Raw genomic sequence first — 17,403 nt, forward strand, 5'->3', positions numbered from 1 at the left:
CGCACATGCGTTTCATCAATCTGTCCTTGCGGATCTTCGGATTCCTGCTTCTTGTCGCGGTTGCCGTACCGGTTCTTGTCATCGGTGCCCTGCAGGTGCCTGCCGGGCGCACGTTTGTTTCCAGCGTCATCAGCTCGCTTGCCTCCACACCGGACCAGAAGATCACGATCGACGGCCTCTATCTCAGTTTCGCTCTGAACGCGACTGTCGACAATGTGGCCATTGCGGACCAGAGCGGCACCTGGCTGTCCGCGTCCAGGATCGATGTCGATTGGCATCCGCTCGCGCTTTTGTCAGGAGACATCGACATCGCGGCGCTCACTGCCGGTCAGATCGATCTGCACCGCCCGCCTGAGGCACCGCAAGACAGCACAGCAGAAACAACGAGCGAAGACACCGGTTCCGGTGGGCTGTCCCTGCCTTTCAACATCACGCTTGCCAAGCTGTCGCTTTCCGAGATCAATCTTGGCGACGGCCTGCTCGGTGCACCTGTATCCCTGACAGCCTCAGGTTCCGGCTCCTTTGCGCTCGACCCCGCCCTCATCACCGCGGACGTTGATGTCCACCGAATTGACGGTGTCGAAGCCGGACTTGTCGCCAAGGCGCAATTCGAACCGGCCGCCGAAACGCTGCTGTTCGACGTCAACGTTTCAGAACCCCGTGGCGGTCTTGCCGCGCGGCTGCTGGACGTTCCCGACCTGCCGGCCCTCGATGTTACCCTCACCGGGAGCGGACCGCTGACCGACTGGGCCGCCAAGCTCGACATCGCACTTGACGGCCGCAGCACCGTGACCGGGTCAGCCGCCATCCGCGAAACCGCTTCGGAACGGCACCTGACCTTTGACCTGGATGGCGATCTGGCCCCGCTTGCGCCTCCGGCCGCCCAGGCCTTTGTGCTCGGCACGACCAATGCTTCCGGCACGGCGCGTTTCTCGCCCGAATTTGCACCGCTGTCTGCCAATGTCAGCGTCAAGACCAGTACCGTCGGCCTTTTGGCCGGTGCAGAACTCGACAACGGCAAGGTGGACGTTGACGCAGATCTGAAGGTCAGCGCCGGTGACGGCGCCCTGATAGCGCTTGACATCGGCGAACGGCGCATCGCGTTCGGACCGCTCGACAGCAAGATCACAGTGTCGGGGGCCCAGGCGGCAGCGGACTGGTCCGTAAATCTCGACCTGGCGTCCTTTCAGACAACCGAGCTGCGCTCGCAGGCGATCCGCCTCGCGGCCTCTGGCAATAAGGCGGATCTGAGTGCAGACACTCTGACGTCGCCCTTTTCGTTGATGCTTGATGTAAGGGAATTTGAAGGCCTGACCCCGGAAACGGAGCCCCTGAGTGGTCCGCTGAGCGTCACAGGAAACGGAAGTGTAGATGGCAGGGCTCAGACAGCCACGGTCAAGGACCTTGCACTGACCTCAACGGTGTTTGCCGCAACGCTCACCGATACCGAGCTGTCGGCCAACCGCGTGAACGGTCAGGGCCGCTTGTCCCTGAAAGATCTGTCGAAACTGTCGGGTCTGGCCGGGCGCGATCTTGGCGGCAACGTCTCAGGGCAGTTCAGCGCGGACATCGAACCGGCGCGCCTGACCGGATCGGCGACCGCCTCGCTGGTCAGCCGGAACCTGACCACGGGGATAATCCAGGCGGATGCTCTCCTGGCGGGCGAAACCCGCACGGATGTCGCGCTCGATCTGAACGGCAGCACCGATATCAGCGTCAAAAGCCTGGCGATTGCCAATGACCAGCTTGCGGTAACGGGCGGTGCCCGTTACAGCCAGGACGAACTGACATCCACAGTCACGGCAACGCTTGCCGATCTCGCCAAGGTCGACCCGCAGCTCGCCGGTAGCCTCGAATTGGAAGCCAACACCTCAGGTCCGCTCAAGGCGCTGCAAGTGAAGGCTGATGCCACTTCGAAAAAGATCCTGTTGAGTGGAACCCCGCTCGACAATCTTGAATTTTCGGCGGACGCCGTCGCTGATGCCTCGGCCCCCACGGCAAAAATCAAGACCTCCGCGGAGCTCAATGGCCAAGCCATCTCTGTCGATGTGGAATTGACCAGCAAGGACGGCGGTGCAGAGGTCAGCCCACTCTCCGTCAAACTGGCCGGAAACACTGTGACCGGCACCCTTGCGCTGACCGATCTCAACCGGCCTGTGGAGACCCTCAAGGGCCATCTTGATATCGACGCGCCGGATCTTGCGTCCCTCTCGCCGCTCCTCCTGACGGAGATCAGTGGCCGCGTGTCCGGAACAGTGACTGCCGACCCGGACACAAAGAAGCTCGCGCTCGACATAAACGGCAGCAAAATCGATGTGCCGTCTCTCAGCATCGGCAGCCTGACCCTGAAAGCCGACCTGGCCGCGCCCTATGCCCCGGAAACCGTGTCCGCCGACATCGAGGTGTCCGATCTCCTGACCGATGCAACTCCGGTCAAAAGCGTGAGCCTTCAGGCCCGCCCTGACGATGGCGGTACCGCGATTGCAGCGACCGTGGCTCTCGAAAGCGACGGCAAGGACGGCCTCACCCTGAAGGCCCATGTCAGCGAACCGGAAAGCCAGACTTACCTGCTTGCTCTGTCGGAACTCGGCATGCGCTACCAGGGCCTCGCCAGCAGACTGAAACAACCGACCAGTATCCGTTACGCAGGCGGAACGGCAACGATCCAGCCGCTGGAACTGCAACTGGGCGACGGTTCCCTGGCCCTCTCCGGAAAGGCGGGCGACACGCTTGATCTGAAGGCCGATCTGAACGCCGTTCCTCTGAACCTTGCCAATGCCTTCGTGCCGTCGCTGGGACTCGGCGGAACCCTCAGCGGACAAGTTGCGGCGACGGGCAGCGCGTCTGCGCCGGAAGCAAGCTGGTCGATCACAGGCGCAGGACTGACGGCGGCGGAATTGCGCAACAACGGACTGGCTGCCCTTGGCCTGTCCACTTCCGGCAGCCTGAAGAACAATCAGATCACCCAGGAAACCAAACTCACCGACCCGAACGGCTTGAACCTCGCAGCCAGCGGCTCCGTCGGCCTCCAGGCGCCCAACAAGCTCGCCCTGACCCTCAACGGCACCATTCCGACCGAAGCGCTGAGGCGGCCGCTTCTGGAGGCAGGAATTCGAGCCGAAGGCACCATCTCGCTCTCCGGTTCCGTCGGTGGCACTGTCAGCGCTCCGAGCTACCAGATCACAGCGACCCCGACAGGCCTGAAAGTGACCAGCCTTTCGACCGGGCTCACGGTCCAGAATATCCGCGGAACCGCCGCGGTCAGCCAGGATCAGGCATCGCTGAACGGCATCACGGGCGACCTCGCCACTGGCGGCTCGCTCTCAGCCGGCGGAACCGTCGGTATGAACAATGGGTTTCCTGCTGACTTGTCGCTGAAGCTGAACAAGGGCCGCTATATCGATCCGGGACTTGTGACGGCGGAGGTCGACGCGGATCTCAAGGTATCCGGTCCGTTAGCATCCAACAGCGCCTCCGCACTGATCGGCGGAACGGTTACGATCAACAAGGCGGATGTCTCCATTCCAGAATCCCTTCCGGGTGCAATCCCGCCCGTGGAGGTCCGGCACGTCAACGCCTCCAAGGCGATCCGCCAGCAAGTCGCGGACCTGGGCGGTGAACCACAAACCGGCCAAGCGCAGCAGAAATCCGTTCCACCCCGGCTGGACATCCTGCTGTCTGCGCCGGGACGGATCTTCATCCGTGGACGCGGCCTGGATGCGGAGCTGCAGGGGAATTTGAAGATCGTCGGTACAACCGCATCCCCACAGGCCATCGGAGCCTTCAGCCTCAAGCGCGGCCAGCTTGATATTCTGACACGGCGCTTGGTGTTTTCGCGCGGTAATGCCACCTTTGAAGGCTCCATGACGCCCGTGCTTGATTTTGCCGCCTCAACCGCGGTCAGCGACACGACCATCACGGTTACAGTCAGCGGGGAAGCAGACGATCCGCAAATCGCGTTCTCCTCGTCCCCTGAACTGCCACAGGACGAAGTCCTGGCCTTGCTGCTGTTTGGCAAGAGCGTCGGCAATCTGTCTCCGACCCAGATCGCGCGCCTGGCGGCAGCCATCGCCACCCTGACGGGCGGCAGCGACAACGGTCCGCTGGCACAGATCCGCAAATCGCTTGGCCTTGATGCCATCGACATCAACACTGACGGCGACAACGGGCCGTCGGTCGCGGTCGGCAAATACATCAATGATAACATCTATGTCGGGGTCGAACAGGGCACAGGCAGCGGTTCAAGCCGCGTCAAGGTCGACATCGACCTCAATCGCGGCTTGAAGGTGCGTGGTGAAGTCGGTGCCGACGGAGAGTCAAAAGCTGGTATCTTCTTCGAACGGGAATATTGACGGCGCTCTTCACGAACGGCTCCCGGCATTTTTGACAGGCCCTGCGCGCGGAGCCGCCCTTCCCGGCCGCGATTGCGACAAATTGCCGTCCGGCGGTTGCGACGCACACGGGAGACGTGCGAGGGTGCGCGCCATGAGCCAAACATTCAAAAGAAACACTCCGTCCCATTCGGAGCAGACCGTTTATCTGGCGGCGGAGTCAGCCGGAAACGACGGGAGCGCGATCATGTCCACGAGCAGCAGCGACTACACCTTGGGTGAACGGATCTGCAAGGCGCGGGATGCCTCCGGTCTTTCGACGGCGCAACTTGCGCGCCGGCTCGGCATCAAGACTGCGACCCTGCAAAGCTGGGAAAGCGACCGTTCGGAGCCCCGCTCCAACAAGCTGGTTCTGCTGGCCGGTGTTCTGAATGTCAGCCCAACCTGGCTTCTGGTCGGCCGCGGCACACCACCGGCGACCGATACGCCGGTTGTATCCGACCTGGACAGTATGCGCATGGCGCTGGAGCGGATACACCGGCAGGCACAGGCCCTTGCCGACGAAATAGCGGTTCTGCAGGAGCGCCTGGACGGGGTTTGATCCCGCCGGGTTTGCAGCCTCTCATCCGATCGTTCAGGACTGCGCGGACAGCTGCCCGCCGGGCGGAACACCGCCGCTCGGGATCAAGCCAGGTCCCGGCGCTTTTTGACGAAAGCGCTTGCCATAGCCTTTGTCCCGCCCCTATCACTGTCGGATCTATCTGCTTCCAAGCCAATCGGATCGGGAAATTCCATGTCATTGAATGCTTCGTTGTTGAAAGAACAGGTTTTTATCGGCGGCACCTGGTGCGATGCCGATAGCGGCCAGACGATTGGCGTCGCCAATCCGGCAACCGGCGAGACCATTGGAACCATTCCCTATTGCGGCCGCCCTGAAACGGCTCGGGCGATCGCGGCGGCGGAGGCGGCTTTTCCTGCCTGGAAAGCTCTGACCGCCGAAGCCCGCGCGACCCACATGCACAAGCTGTGCGATGTGATCATGGCGGAGCTGGACGACCTGGCAGTTCTGCTCACCACGGAAATGGGCAAGCCGCTCGCCGAAGCCAAGGGCGAGATCGCGCTTGGCGTCAAATACATCCGCTTCTTCGCCGAGGAAGGCAAACGCATCTATGGCGACACGATCCCGTCTCCCTGGGCGGACCGCCGCATCCTGGTGACCAAGGAGCCGGTCGGTGTCGTCGGGTCGATCACGCCGTGGAACTTCCCCAATTCCATGATTGCGCGCAAGCTCGGTGCCGCACTTGCCTCCGGCTGCACCATGGTGATGAAACCCGCCGAATTCACGCCCTATTCGGCGCTGATCTACGGCGTGATGGCCGAAAAAGCCGGATTGCCGGCGGGCGTCATCAACATCGTCACCGGCGATGCACCGGCGATCGGCGAAGAAATGTGCGAAAACCCGGTGCTGCGCAAACTGACTTTCACCGGCTCGACCCGTGTCGGCAAACTGCTCGCATCCAATGCTGGCAAGAACATGAAGAAGATCTCGATGGAACTCGGCGGCAACGCCCCCTTCATCGTCTTCGACGACGCCGATCTTGACCGTGCCGTGGACGGAGCCATCGCCAGCAAGTTCCGCAACTCAGGCCAGACCTGCGTCTGCGCCAACCGGCTGTATGTTCAGGCCGGCGTATATGACGCCTTTGCCGACAAGCTGAAAGCCGCCATGGCCGCCCAGTTGAAGGTGGGCAACGGCCTGGACGCCGGTGTCACTCAGGGCCCGCTGATCAACGATGCAGCAGTCGAAAAGGTCGCAGACCACGTGCGCGATGCGCTCGACAAGGGCGGCAAACTGGTCAGTGGCGGCAACCGCCCGAACAACCCGGGTTCATTCTTTGAGCCGACCCTGATCACCGGCGCCACCGCCGACATGAAGGTCGCCCATGAAGAGACCTTCGGCCCGTTGGCCGCCCTGTTCAAATTCGACACAGAAGAAGAAGTCATTCAGCTGGCCAATGACACGGAATACGGACTGGCCTGCTATTTCTATTCTCAGGACCTCGGCCGAACCTTCCGCGTCATGGAACAGCTGCAATACGGTCTGGTCGGCGTGAACGAAGGCGTCATCACCACCGAGGTTGCCCCGTTTGGCGGTGTCAAGGACAGCGGCATGGGCAATGAAGGCTCGAAATACGGCCTCGACGACTATCTGAACGTCAAATACAGCTGCATTGGCGGCCTTGGAGTCTAGGCCGCATTCGACAACAGCGTGGACAGATTAACCGCGCTCATCGGACGCCCGAACAGGAATCCCTGACCGAGCTGGCAGCCAAGTTCCTTGAGCTTGCTTGCCTGGTCGGGGTTTTCTATGCCCTCGACGACCACCGCCATGCGATAGCCCTTCGCCAGATGCATAACGGCTTCGATGACAGCAATGTCCTGCTCATTGGAGATCGACTGACGCACAAAGGACCTGTCGAGCTTGATCTTGGAGAACGGGTATTTCGGGATATAGCCGAGGGACGAATAGCCGGTGCCGAAATCATCGAGCGAGAAACTGCAGCCGATCGACTTCAACTCCCGCATATGGAACTCAAGGTCGAGACTGTCGTCGATGAAAAGCGATTCCGTGATCTCCAGATCCAGGCGCTCAGCCGGGAAGCTGGTCCGGTGAAGCGCTTCTTGCACGGTTGCAATCAGATTACCCCTGCTGAGCTGGATGGCGGAAATATTCACCGACAGCCTGAGCGGACTTGACCAGGACAGCGCTTCCTTCATCCCCCTGTTCAGGGCCCAGGCCCCCAGTTCGACGATATAACCGTTCTCTTCCGCAATCGGCACGAACTCAGCCGGCGAAATCGGGCCAAGTTCGCGATGATCCCAGCGCAACAGTGCTTCCACGCCGAAAATGGACTGGTCCGCGAGCTTGACGAGCGGCTGATACACCATATGCAGCTCGTCCCGGACGATGGCCTTGAAGAGTTCCGTTTCAAGAGTGCGCCTGCGTTCCAGCGCCACGTCCATCTCCGGCTTGAAGGCCAGCGTCTGGACCTGTCGATCCCGGCGGACCTTCGCCAGCGCGTTGCCGGATTTCTTCAGGAGATTTTCCGGTGACATCTGTCCGTCCGAGACAATGAAGCCGAATTTCAACTGAACCGAAATCCGCGCACCCTCAATCTTGTAGTCCTCGCCGACAACCTCCTTTAAAGACTCGATCATCTCGGCATCCTGGTCCCGGTCGCACTGAAAGACGCCGGCAAAGACCTCAGGAGATAGCGCCGCCCAATCCGCTTTGTGGGCCAGATGGCTTTTCAAACGGGTTGCAATGGATTTGCGCACCTGATCGCCATAGGAAAAGCCAAGTGAGGCAATGATCTGATCGAGATTGATGATCGCCACCTGAACGACGCCGACCTTGCGGCCGGAACCGCGCGCGGTCCGGGTCGCGCTGTCCAGTTTCTCCTCGAACCCGTTGCGATTGTATAGGCCGGTACCGATGTCGTAGCGGGCCAGGTAGGCAAGACGCTCGGCCGCCTCGCGTTCTTCCGTCACATCCCGGCAGGTGAGACAGGCGACGGATTGCGTGGCAACCTTTTTGGTGCTGCCGGACTGTGCAACCGACCGTTCGGACCGGGTCACAACATATTCGATGTAGCGGCGCGCGCCGTTCTGGCGTGACAGCGACAGGATCTTCGCCACCGGCTTGTTACCGGTATGATCGGCCAGCACCGACAGAGCTTCCTCAACCAGCTCCAGTGGCAGCACATCGCGCGCCGACTTGCCCAGGAGTGACTCTGACTGGAAAAGCGTGCGGGCCATCTGGCTCGCCGCCGAGATCTTGCCGTCATCCTGGATCACGACGATGGCGTCGAAACTGTCGTCGAAGACAAGCCCGAGCATGCGCTCGCTGTTGCGCCGCTTGATGGTCGCCAGATGAGACAGGAGCTTATGGAAGCCAAGCTCGCGCAAGACCACGCTGGCCGCGGCAATGATCAGTATAAAATGGGCACTTGCCGTCGAAACCAGCACCGGTGACGAGGTCAGAATTACATAGGCGACAATTTCAATGGAAAGCGCCGTCAAAGAGAGCACGACAATCTTGACCGCCCAGCCCTCGATTTTGGTTAAAAGAAGCAGGAAAAATACGAGAAAGGCGATGCCCATGACAATCGCCTCGCCTTGCTTTTCAAGAGCGCGGCCCTGCAGCAGGGTTTCGCCGCCGAGCGCCTGGATGACACTGCCGGGAAGCACGCTATAGACCGGCACCGGAAACAGATCCCGAAGCTCCTGCGCACTCGCCCCGACAACGACTTTCTTGTCCAGAAATTGGCCTTGGGCCGCGTTGCCCTCCAGCACATCCACCAGCGAGACACGTTCAAGCTTGTCGATGGCGATGCTGTAGTCCAGCCAAAAAGCCCCCTCGGTATGTCCGGTGTAGTCGCCAAGAAAAGCAGCTGCGGAAAGCTCCGCAGACCCGTCTATCTCAAAGCCGTAAAGGTTGCGCCAGATGCGGCTGTCGCGCTCCATTGGCACCATGACCACCACAGGCCACGCGGTTTCGAGAAACTGATCCAGAGGCTTGTTGGTGACTTCTCCTGCCTCCGGAGACATGGATGCTGACTGGCGAAACACGGCAAGACTGACATTCCCGGCCCGCTCAAAGGCCGCCGCAAGCATGGCGTCGTCTTCAGGATTTGAAGCTGCGCTGAAATCAACATCGAAGACGATGTCCCTGGCGCCATCCTTGACAAGCGTGTCGGTCAGCTCGGCGAACAAACGCCTCGGCAGCGGCCACACGCCAAGTTTTTCGAGACTCTTTGCGTCAATGTCGACGACAACAATTTCGCCGGAAACAGGACGTTCGCCGGCGAGAAAGCGGGTCTCCCAAAGAGCCCTGTCCAGAGCGTTTGTCGCTCCGGCAAGGCGCAAAAGGACAACGGCCACAACCACAACGGTTGCGATCAAAGCTGCGTTGATGACACGCTTATTGAGAGCCGCCCGCCAGATTCTCACACCCTCAGCCCACTGCCTTTCTTTGTTCCCTGTCGTCGGTGTTTCCCCTTCACCGAGCAACGGATTTTACATCATATCACTTTCGGCCGTTACCGTTGGAATTGCCATTGCCATTGCCGTTGCCATTGGAATTGCCGTTGCTGTTGCCATTGGAATTCCCGTTGCTGTTGCCGTTGGAATTCCCGTTGCTGTTGCCGTTGGAATTGCCATTGCTGTTGCCATTGGAGTTCCCGTTGCCGTTGCCATTGGAATTCCCGTTGCTGTTGCCATTGGAATTGCCGTTGCTGTTACCGTTGGAATTCCCGTTGCTGTTACCGTTGGAATTCCCGTTGCTGTTACCGTTGGAATTCCCGTTGCTGTTGCCGTTGCCATTTCCATTGCTGTTGCCGAACAGGCCGCTGCGATTGGTAGAATTGGCGGCATTCGTCGGCACGTTGTCCACGGCCGGCGTTTCGAACACAGGCGCTCGTTTCGCACCGGGTTGAACAACCGGCCGGGTTCGACCGCCCACTGTCAGGCCCACCTGGCGGCCCGGCGCACTTGAAGCACTTTGGCCGGCGCGAAGGTCGACCCTGTCACCGGAGGCGAAATCCGATACGCCGACGACACCCCGTTGAACGGACACGTCCGCGCTTTTGCCGCGCACGCTCACCTGGAACTTGGTGCCTTTGACAACAGCTGCAAAAAATGGAGTTTCGACGGTGAAATGCGGTCTTTGACGTTTCTGGACATCGACTTCAATCGTGCCCTTGCGCTGCAACAGCGTCGTGTTCGAGCCATTGCTACGGTATTGAGACAAGGCGAACGTCGTGTTTGGGCCAACGGAAATGGTCTCACTTCCGCGCGCCAGCAAAACGCGCGCGCCGGCACGTGTTCCGATCGTGTAGCCTTTTTCAAGAACCATTCCGCGTTTGACACGGAAGGCATCGACGCCCGTCGCAACAAAATAGGCAATACCGGACACGCGCTTGACCTGCCAGGCCTGCGAATTTGCCTGAACGCCCCCCGACGCGGCCACTATTACGAAAATGGCAAAAAAGCAGCTCTGTGAGAGGAGGACTGCACGTCTACATAGGGAGCCAAGGGCCTCAAATGGCATGCACAATTCAAGAAGCCGGCCTTTTACATCATACATAGCCATGTGACCTGTTTGAGTTTCCCTAGACGTCAGATAACACCAGACCACTTAACCCAAAGTGAAAATGACCTGATACAGACGCTTAAACTTGGTACATTTGTCCATTATTCTGCTGTAATGAACCTGACTTTCCTTACCTAATCTGACAGTCTGACCTCCAACACTGACAGAGCTGTAAAATCAAATTTCCAGCACGGTCCGGGTGCAACGGATCTTCTCGGAAGAAGCGAAACACTTTAGGGCCAGGCCCGTGTCGAACAGTCGGAGGTTCTAACCGGAAATCGTCAGCGGATCGGCAGATCTATCTATCTGCCAGACTTGCCATTTCCGTTGCCGTTGCCGTTGGAGTTTCCATTGCTGTTGCCGTTGGAATTCCCATTGCTGTTGCCGTTGGAATTCCCATTGCTGTTGCCGTTGGAGTTCCCATTGCTGTTGCCGTTGGAATTCCCGTTGCTGTTGCCATTGGAATTCCCGTTGCCATTGCCGTTGGAATTCCCGTTGCTGTTGCCGTTGGAATTCCCGTTGCTGTTGCCATTGGAATTCCCGTTGCCATTGCCGTTGGAATTCCCGTTGCTGTTGCTATTGGAATTCCCGTTGCCATTGCCGTTGGAGTTGCCATTGCTGTTGGACTGCGCGGCGTTTGCCTTACGAGCTTCAGCAGGCGTTGCCGGAACATTTCTGACAATCCGCGTTGCGAAGGCGGGTGCGCGCTTGCGCCCCTGGGTGATTTGAGGCCGTGTCCGCCCTCTGACGCTGAGCCCGACACGCCGCGCCGGATTGGTAAAGGCTGACTGGCCGGCTCCGATATTGGCCTGTTGCCCGGAGGCAAAATCATGCACGCCGACCACCCCGTGCCCAACATTGATCGTCGCGGTGTTTTGGGTCACCCGGCTTCTGAAATTCGTTCCCTTGACCACGGCCGCCAGGAAAGGCGTTTCCACCCTGAAATGCCGGTACCATCTGCGTGTCACGTCGACATCGATTTGCCCGCGGTCCTGGTAGACGGTCATGCGCTTGATGAGGATGCCCTTGGGCTCCAGGGTGACGATCGCACCTCGCGAAACCACGAATTTTTCTTCGCCGCGGCTGATGACAATACGGCCACTCCCCGTTTTGACCTTCCAGCCCCGCCGGACAATCATGCCTCTTTTGGCGGTAAAGCGCTCTCCTTCGCGCGTCTCCACCTGGACACGCCCGCTGACGCGCTCAACCTGCCAATGCCAAGGCGCATCCGCGTCTTCCTGGCTCTGCGACCGGGCGTCGATTGAAAGACAACACAAGAAAAATGCGGTCAGGAAGGTTGCAACAGCCACGCGGAAAGCACGCTCAACGTCCGGCAAGACAAACGCGCACCCGGCCACTGCCGGCACGCACATCTTATGATGAGATTTTGTCTCGCTTGTCACTCGCAGCCCCCCTGGCCAATTCGAATGAAAAACCTACGTAAGGGCAATTAACGGGAATTGAAGAAAAACTGGAAATATTGCCCGGATTGAAACTGATTAAAATTTTAGACTTCGCGGCAACAGATCGTCAACAGTGACCTGACCAAAACAGCCTACCGCAAATAGAATTGATCCGAAAATCTACGCTAATTCCACCCAGAGTAACTGGATCAACACACTATAAACCATGCTCGGAAATTTACGGAGGCTGTGCATGGGAACGCAATCAGCGACCGGTTCAGTTCGCCTTTCGCGCCGCACACGTCTTGTCATGGCACGTCCGCCTCCGAACTGCCTCAAGCGTTCTGGCGATTGCCCTGTCAGGTCTTGAAAAAGTTGCCCCGCTTCTGTCAGACAGACGTCAGCAGTTCCTTTTCAACGGAGCGGAACAGTTCCACTTCATCGATATTCATTTGCTCCACGCCGCATCGCACCGCTTTTTCAAAAACGGCGCGCTCATTGCCGGCATAGAATATCTGGGTAACCAGTCCGGCCCGCTTTGCCTCCGCCACCAGATCCGGATCCAGATTGTCTTCGTGAAACTCCAGAATATGTGCGTCCTGGGCTATTGCGCGGTCGACGGAGCCAACGTGAATATAAAGCACCATGCGCCGAAGATCGGGCACCTTGGCACGGGCCTCCGCGCGGATGGATTGGTCGAAAGAAAAGGTCCAGGCATCGTTGAGCATGCCGCGCATCGCCAGCATGTCGCGGATTTCAGCCGGATCCCCTTCCTTGATCTCCACATAAGTGGCAATGCGGCCCTTGCAGACATCAAGGAACCGGTCAAGCCGCGGCACCCGTTCGCCTTCGAATTCCGGTCCGAACCAGGCACCGGCATCTAGCAGGTCGATGTCGTCCGACAAAAGGTCCGAAATCCTCCCCGTCCCATTCGTGGTCCGGTCGACGGTCGCATCATGCATGACATACAGGACACCGTCCCTTGACGGGCGCACATCCAGCTCCACCACGCCGGCACCAAGCTCTATCGCCTTCTCCAGAGACGCCAGCGTGTTTTCCGGTGCCAATAGGCTTGCGCCCCGGTGGCATACGACGACCGCTTGTTTCACGTTAGATTCTCCTGCGCCTCCGGATCGGTGTCCGGAGCAAACCTGGCGTTTGGATCAGCCGCTTTCAAGGGAAAGTAGATCAACTGGTGCCTGATTTTCATAATGAAATGATGACACTACAACTTCTCTTGAAGTTTCATGCACTTACTCGATTCAGCAACCCAAGATTGCGACCCGGGCTCCACGTTTCCGGCCGATTGATCCTGCGGTGATTCCCTTGAGCGTGTCCAGCTCAGCCAAATTTCCACCAGAGCAAACATGGTAAAATTGCGAGTAGAGACCTTTAAACCAACAGATATTACCGCTGTTATTGTTCAAGCTTGTCGAACAGTCAGTCAAATTGAAGCCGGTCATTTCATACCTATCTTGCAGTCTGCAGCGTTCATGGGCGAACGCTCCCGTAACATCAATGAGGTTTGATCATGATCCGTCTTGCAGCTTCCGCGCTGGCTCTTTCCCTTGTGGCAGGCACTGCCTTTGCCGAACCCGTCGCCTTTGAGTTCGACAAATCCCATGCCAACCTGGCGTTTTCCTACAATCACCTCGGTTATTCCACCACCGAGGGCCGGTTCGGCGCCTGGGACGGAACGCTTCTGATCGACAAGGACACACCCGCCAATTCCTCCGTCGAATTCACCATCGACATCACCAGCCTGGACACGTTTTGGGCCGAGCGGGACACGCATTTCCTCAGCGCGGATTTTTTCGATGCAGAAAAATTTCCGAAAGCCACCTTCAAGAGCACCAAGGTCGAACAGACCGGTGAGAACCAGCTCGAAGTGACCGGCGACCTGACCATCAAGGACATCACCAAACCGGCCACCCTCACCGTCAATGTCACCGCGCTCGGCGAGCATCCGATGGCCAAGAAGGAAGCCGCCGGCTTTGCGATCTCCACCGTCGTCAAGCGGTCCGACTACGGCATGGACATGTATGTGCCATATGTCGGTGATGAAGTGACCGTCACCTTCCACGCGGAAACGCTGAAGACCGACGCAACCAATTGACATCATTTCGCGGGGGCCGATCGTTTCGGCCTCCGCTTCACAAGGAGCCTGCCATGCTGCGCAACACAAGAAGCGGATACGGCGGAGTTGCAATTGTCTTCCACTGGACAATGGCCCTGCTGATCCTCGGCATGCTGGCGCTCGGACTTTACATGCACGATCTGCCGCTCGACCAGCCGAGCACATTCGCGCTTTTCCAGCTGCACAAGTCCATCGGCTTTGTGGTGCTGGCCCTTGCCGTGTTCCGGCTGCTGTGGCGGTTTGTGAATCCGTCACCGCGTCTGCCGGACGGCATGCACCCGCTTGAAAGAGCCGGTGCGCATCTGGGCCATATCGGGCTCTACGCGCTGTTGTTTGCATTGCCCCTGACCGGTTGGTTCATGGTATCGGCCTCGCCCTGGGGCATTCCGACCGTGCTCTTCAACACCCTTCCCGTGCCTCACCTGCCGGTGCCGGCAGCGCTTGGGTCTCAGGAACAGGCGGAAAGCTTCTTCAAGCTGCTGCATGAGTACGGCGCCTATCTGCTGATGGCGCTGATCGCGGTGCATGCGGCGGCCGCCTTCAAACACCATCTGGTCGCCAGGGACGACACGTTGAAACGTATGGTATCGACGCGTCCCGCCAAGGCCGGTAGTTAATAATCAAATTAAGGAAAGTCAGATATGGCATTGAAATTTAGCGTTGTTGTGCTGACTGCAGCATTAAGCGCAGCAGCCATCCATCCGGCTGTGGCAACGACCTGGGCCGTTGACCGGGACCAGAGCCAGCTCGGCTTTGAAGTCAAGCAGGGCGACGCCCTGCAAAAAGGCATTTTCGGCGCGTGGGACGCTACCATCGATTTCGATCCGGATCATCCCGAGACAGCCAAAATCTCTGCAACGGTCCAACCGGCAAGCGCCAGCACAGGCAATCAGCAATTTGACGGCACTCTGCCCGGCAAGGACTGGTTCGACGTCACCGCGTTTCCGGAGGCGGTGTTCAAGTCTGACGGCGCCACGCTGGTCGAAGGCAACAGCTACCGCGCCTCCGGAACGCTGACCGTCAAGGGCCTGTCGCATCCGGTGGATCTCGACTTCACCCTGGAGATTGTCGGCGACATCGCCAAGGCCAAGGGTATGGCCATCGTCAACCGCCTCGATTATCAGATTGGCACCGCGATGGGACCGGAAACCGTCGGCAATGCCGTCACAGTGACGCTGGATCTGACCGCGACACGCTGACCTGCCAGACGTGAGACCATTTGATCAGGCCGTGGCCCTTGGCGACCGCGGCCTTTTTGCCGTATGAGAACTGCACCAAACATCCAGCGCTTCCGGGTGACAATCCGCCAGAAGCAGCCAGATCAGGAAAGCCGTCCCATGAACGCTCCCCTCACACCTCCCACCTATCAGCACAGCGCGCTTTTCCCGCAAGGCTCCGACCAGACGCCCTACCGCAAATTGACGTCTGAATTTGTCAGGACCGCCGAATTCAATGGCGAGGAAGTGCTTATGGTCGAACCGGAAGGCCTGCGTCTTCTGGCAGAGGAAGCCTTCAAGGACATCAATCATTTCCTGCGCCCGGGCCACCTGGAGCAGCTGAAGAAAATCCTGGACGACCCGGAAGCCACCGAAAACGACAAGTTCGTCGCCTTCGACCTTCTGAAGAACGCCAACATCGCCTCCCATGGCGTCTTGCCGATGTGCCAGGACACCGGCACGGCGATCATCATGGGCAAGAAGGGTCGCCGGGTCTGGACAGACGGCTCGGACGAGGCCGCACTCGGCGAAGGCGCCCGCGATGCCTATTACAAGAAAAACCTGCGCTACTCGCAGCTTGCGCCGATTTCCATGTTCGAGGAGACCAACACCAAGAGCAACATGCCGGCCCAGATCGAGCTCTATGCCGAGGGCGAGGATGCCTACAAATTCCTGTTCATGGCCAAGGGCGGCGGCTCGGCCAACAAGACCTTCCTGTTCCAGGGCACCCCGTCCCTGCTCACCCATGACCGGATGGTCGAGTTTCTGAAGGAAAAGATCCTGACACTCGGCACGGCCGCCTGCCCGCCTTATCACCTGGCGATCGTTATCGGTGGCACCTCGGCGGAAATGAACCTGAAAACGGCAAAACTGGCCTCCGCCCGTTATCTCGACGGTCTGCCGACCCAGGGCTCCGAGCTCGGCCACGCTTTCCGCGATCTCGAGATGGAAGCCGAGATCCACAAACTGACCCAGGCAACCGGCGTCGGCGCCCAGTTCGGCGGCAAATACTTCTGCCACGACGTCCGCGTCATTCGCCTGCCGCGCCACGGCGCGTCTCTGCCGATCGGCCTGGCCGTATCGTGCTCCGCAGACCGCCAGGCGGTTGGCAAGATCACCAAGGACGGTATTTTCCTGGAACAGCTTGAGATGCATCCGGAAAAATATCTGCCGGAGGTCACCGATAACCATCTCTCCGACAATGTGGTCAAGATCGACCTGACCCGGCCGATGTCCGAAATCCTCGGCGAGCTGTCACGGCATCCGATCAAGACCCGCCTGTCCCTCAGCGGCCCACTTATCGTTGCCCGGGACCTCGCCCATTCCAAGCTGCGCGACCGGCTGGAAAGCGGCGAGCCCCTGCCCGACTATTTCAAGAACCACCCGATCTATTATGCCGGCCCGGCCAAGACGCCCGAAGGCATGCCGTCCGGCTCCTTCGGCCCAACCACGGCCGGCCGCATGGACGCCTATGTCGACCAGTTCCAAGCAGCAGGCGGCTCCATGGTGATGCTGGCCAAGGGCAACCGTTCGGCCCAGGTGCGCCGGGCCTGCCAGGCCCATGGCGGCTTCTATCTCGGCTCAATCGGCGGCCCCGCCGCGCGCCTTGCCCAGGACTGCATCAAGAAGGTGGAAGTGGTCGAATTCGAGGAACTCGGCATGGAAGCGGTCTGGAAGATCGAGGTCGAAGACTTCCCGGCCTTCATCGTCGTCGACGACAAGGGCAATGACTTCTTCAAGGAACTGAACCTGAGCTAAGCTCCACCGCCTAATACCAACCTCAATAGATAGGAACCGATCTGACCGTGTTTGGGGCCTGTTCGGCAAGGAGCAGGTTGCAGGGCGATATGGTTTATCGTTCAAAATCTGGGACGCGGCTGAACAGACCCCAAACACGGCCTTCGGTGGCGTGCTCCGGCCCGCCGGTCAGCGTTGCGCCGCTTGAACGGCCAACCCGGCCGTCCTGCGCAACGCGCCTTGCCGGCCAAACAGGATCAGCGCCATCAGATGGGTTCCTATCTATTGAGGTTGGTATTAGACCATCCCTGAAGGCCCGCACCCGATTGCGGGCCTTTTCATTGAGAGAGTGTCCTGTCTCCTTGATCGGGAATCGGCTCACGGCCCTCGGACACCGATGAATCGTTGGTTGCCGGAAAAGTAA

At 59.3% G+C, this 17,403-nt stretch carries 11 protein-coding genes; 7 read left to right on the forward strand and 4 right to left on the reverse strand.

The features are described 5' to 3' along the window. Nucleotides 1-5 precede the first annotated feature (5 nt). From M0H32_RS08050 to M0H32_RS08060, 3 genes are all read left to right on the forward strand, one after another. Entirely contained in the window at nucleotides 6-4,352 is a 4,347-nt protein-coding gene (locus M0H32_RS08050; protein WP_248153060.1) for a translocation/assembly module TamB domain-containing protein, read from the forward strand. 226 nt (nucleotides 4,353-4,578) lie between these two features. Further along, the gene (locus M0H32_RS08055) at nucleotides 4,579-4,932 is read left to right on the forward strand and encodes a helix-turn-helix domain-containing protein (protein WP_248153061.1); all 354 of its coding nucleotides are present in this window, start codon (nucleotides 4,579-4,581) and stop codon (nucleotides 4,930-4,932) included. A 192-nt stretch (nucleotides 4,933-5,124) separates the two neighbouring features. Continuing rightward, nucleotides 5,125-6,582, forward strand: a complete 1,458-nt coding sequence (locus M0H32_RS08060) for an NAD-dependent succinate-semialdehyde dehydrogenase (RefSeq protein ID WP_248153062.1) — start codon at nucleotides 5,125-5,127, stop codon at nucleotides 6,580-6,582. Here the strand turns inward: M0H32_RS08060 and M0H32_RS08065 are convergent. The 4 genes from M0H32_RS08065 to M0H32_RS08080 all read right to left on the reverse strand — a co-directional run bounded on the left by M0H32_RS08065 (nucleotide 6,579) and on the right by M0H32_RS08080 (nucleotide 12,997). Next, the gene (locus M0H32_RS08065) at nucleotides 6,579-9,344 is read right to left on the reverse strand and encodes an EAL domain-containing protein (RefSeq protein ID WP_248153063.1); all 2,766 of its coding nucleotides are present in this window, start codon (nucleotides 9,342-9,344) and stop codon (nucleotides 6,579-6,581) included. The genes M0H32_RS08060 and M0H32_RS08065 overlap by 4 nt on opposite strands. 76 nt (nucleotides 9,345-9,420) lie before the next feature. Further along, a complete protein-coding gene (locus M0H32_RS08070; RefSeq protein ID WP_248153064.1) occupies nucleotides 9,421-10,443 on the reverse strand; it encodes a FecR domain-containing protein in 1,023 nt (340 codons plus the stop codon). A 344-nt stretch (nucleotides 10,444-10,787) separates the two neighbouring features. Next, nucleotides 10,788-11,795: a FecR domain-containing protein gene (locus M0H32_RS08075; protein WP_248153065.1), complete on the reverse strand. Its 1,008-nt coding sequence runs from the start codon at nucleotides 11,793-11,795 to the stop codon at nucleotides 10,788-10,790. A gap of 482 nt (nucleotides 11,796-12,277) precedes the next feature. Next, nucleotides 12,278-12,997, reverse strand: a complete 720-nt coding sequence (locus M0H32_RS08080) for a glycerophosphodiester phosphodiesterase (protein ID WP_248153066.1) — start codon at nucleotides 12,995-12,997, stop codon at nucleotides 12,278-12,280. Between the two features lie 422 nt (nucleotides 12,998-13,419). Between M0H32_RS08080 and M0H32_RS08085 the strand changes: the two genes are divergently transcribed. The 4 genes from M0H32_RS08085 to M0H32_RS08100 all read left to right on the forward strand — a co-directional run bounded on the left by M0H32_RS08085 (nucleotide 13,420) and on the right by M0H32_RS08100 (nucleotide 17,000). Then, nucleotides 13,420-14,004: a YceI family protein gene (locus tag M0H32_RS08085; protein ID WP_248153067.1), complete on the forward strand. Its 585-nt coding sequence runs from the start codon at nucleotides 13,420-13,422 to the stop codon at nucleotides 14,002-14,004. Between the two features lie 53 nt (nucleotides 14,005-14,057). After that, nucleotides 14,058-14,642, forward strand: coding sequence for a cytochrome b (locus M0H32_RS08090; RefSeq protein ID WP_248153068.1), 585 nt, complete (start codon nucleotides 14,058-14,060; stop codon nucleotides 14,640-14,642). A 24-nt stretch (nucleotides 14,643-14,666) separates the two neighbouring features. After that, a complete protein-coding gene (locus M0H32_RS08095) occupies nucleotides 14,667-15,224 on the forward strand; it encodes a YceI family protein (protein WP_248153069.1) in 558 nt (185 codons plus the stop codon). Nucleotides 15,225-15,362: 138 nt separating this feature from the next. Next, nucleotides 15,363-17,000 carry a fumarate hydratase gene (locus tag M0H32_RS08100; RefSeq protein ID WP_248153070.1) on the forward strand — a complete coding sequence of 546 codons (1,638 nt, stop codon included), beginning with the start codon at nucleotides 15,363-15,365 and terminating at the stop codon, nucleotides 16,998-17,000. Nucleotides 17,001-17,403: the final 403 nt, after the last annotated feature.

The sequence above is a fragment of the Roseibium sediminicola genome (genome assembly GCF_023156505.1).
Lineage (GTDB): Bacteria > Pseudomonadota > Alphaproteobacteria > Rhizobiales > Stappiaceae > Roseibium > Roseibium sediminicola.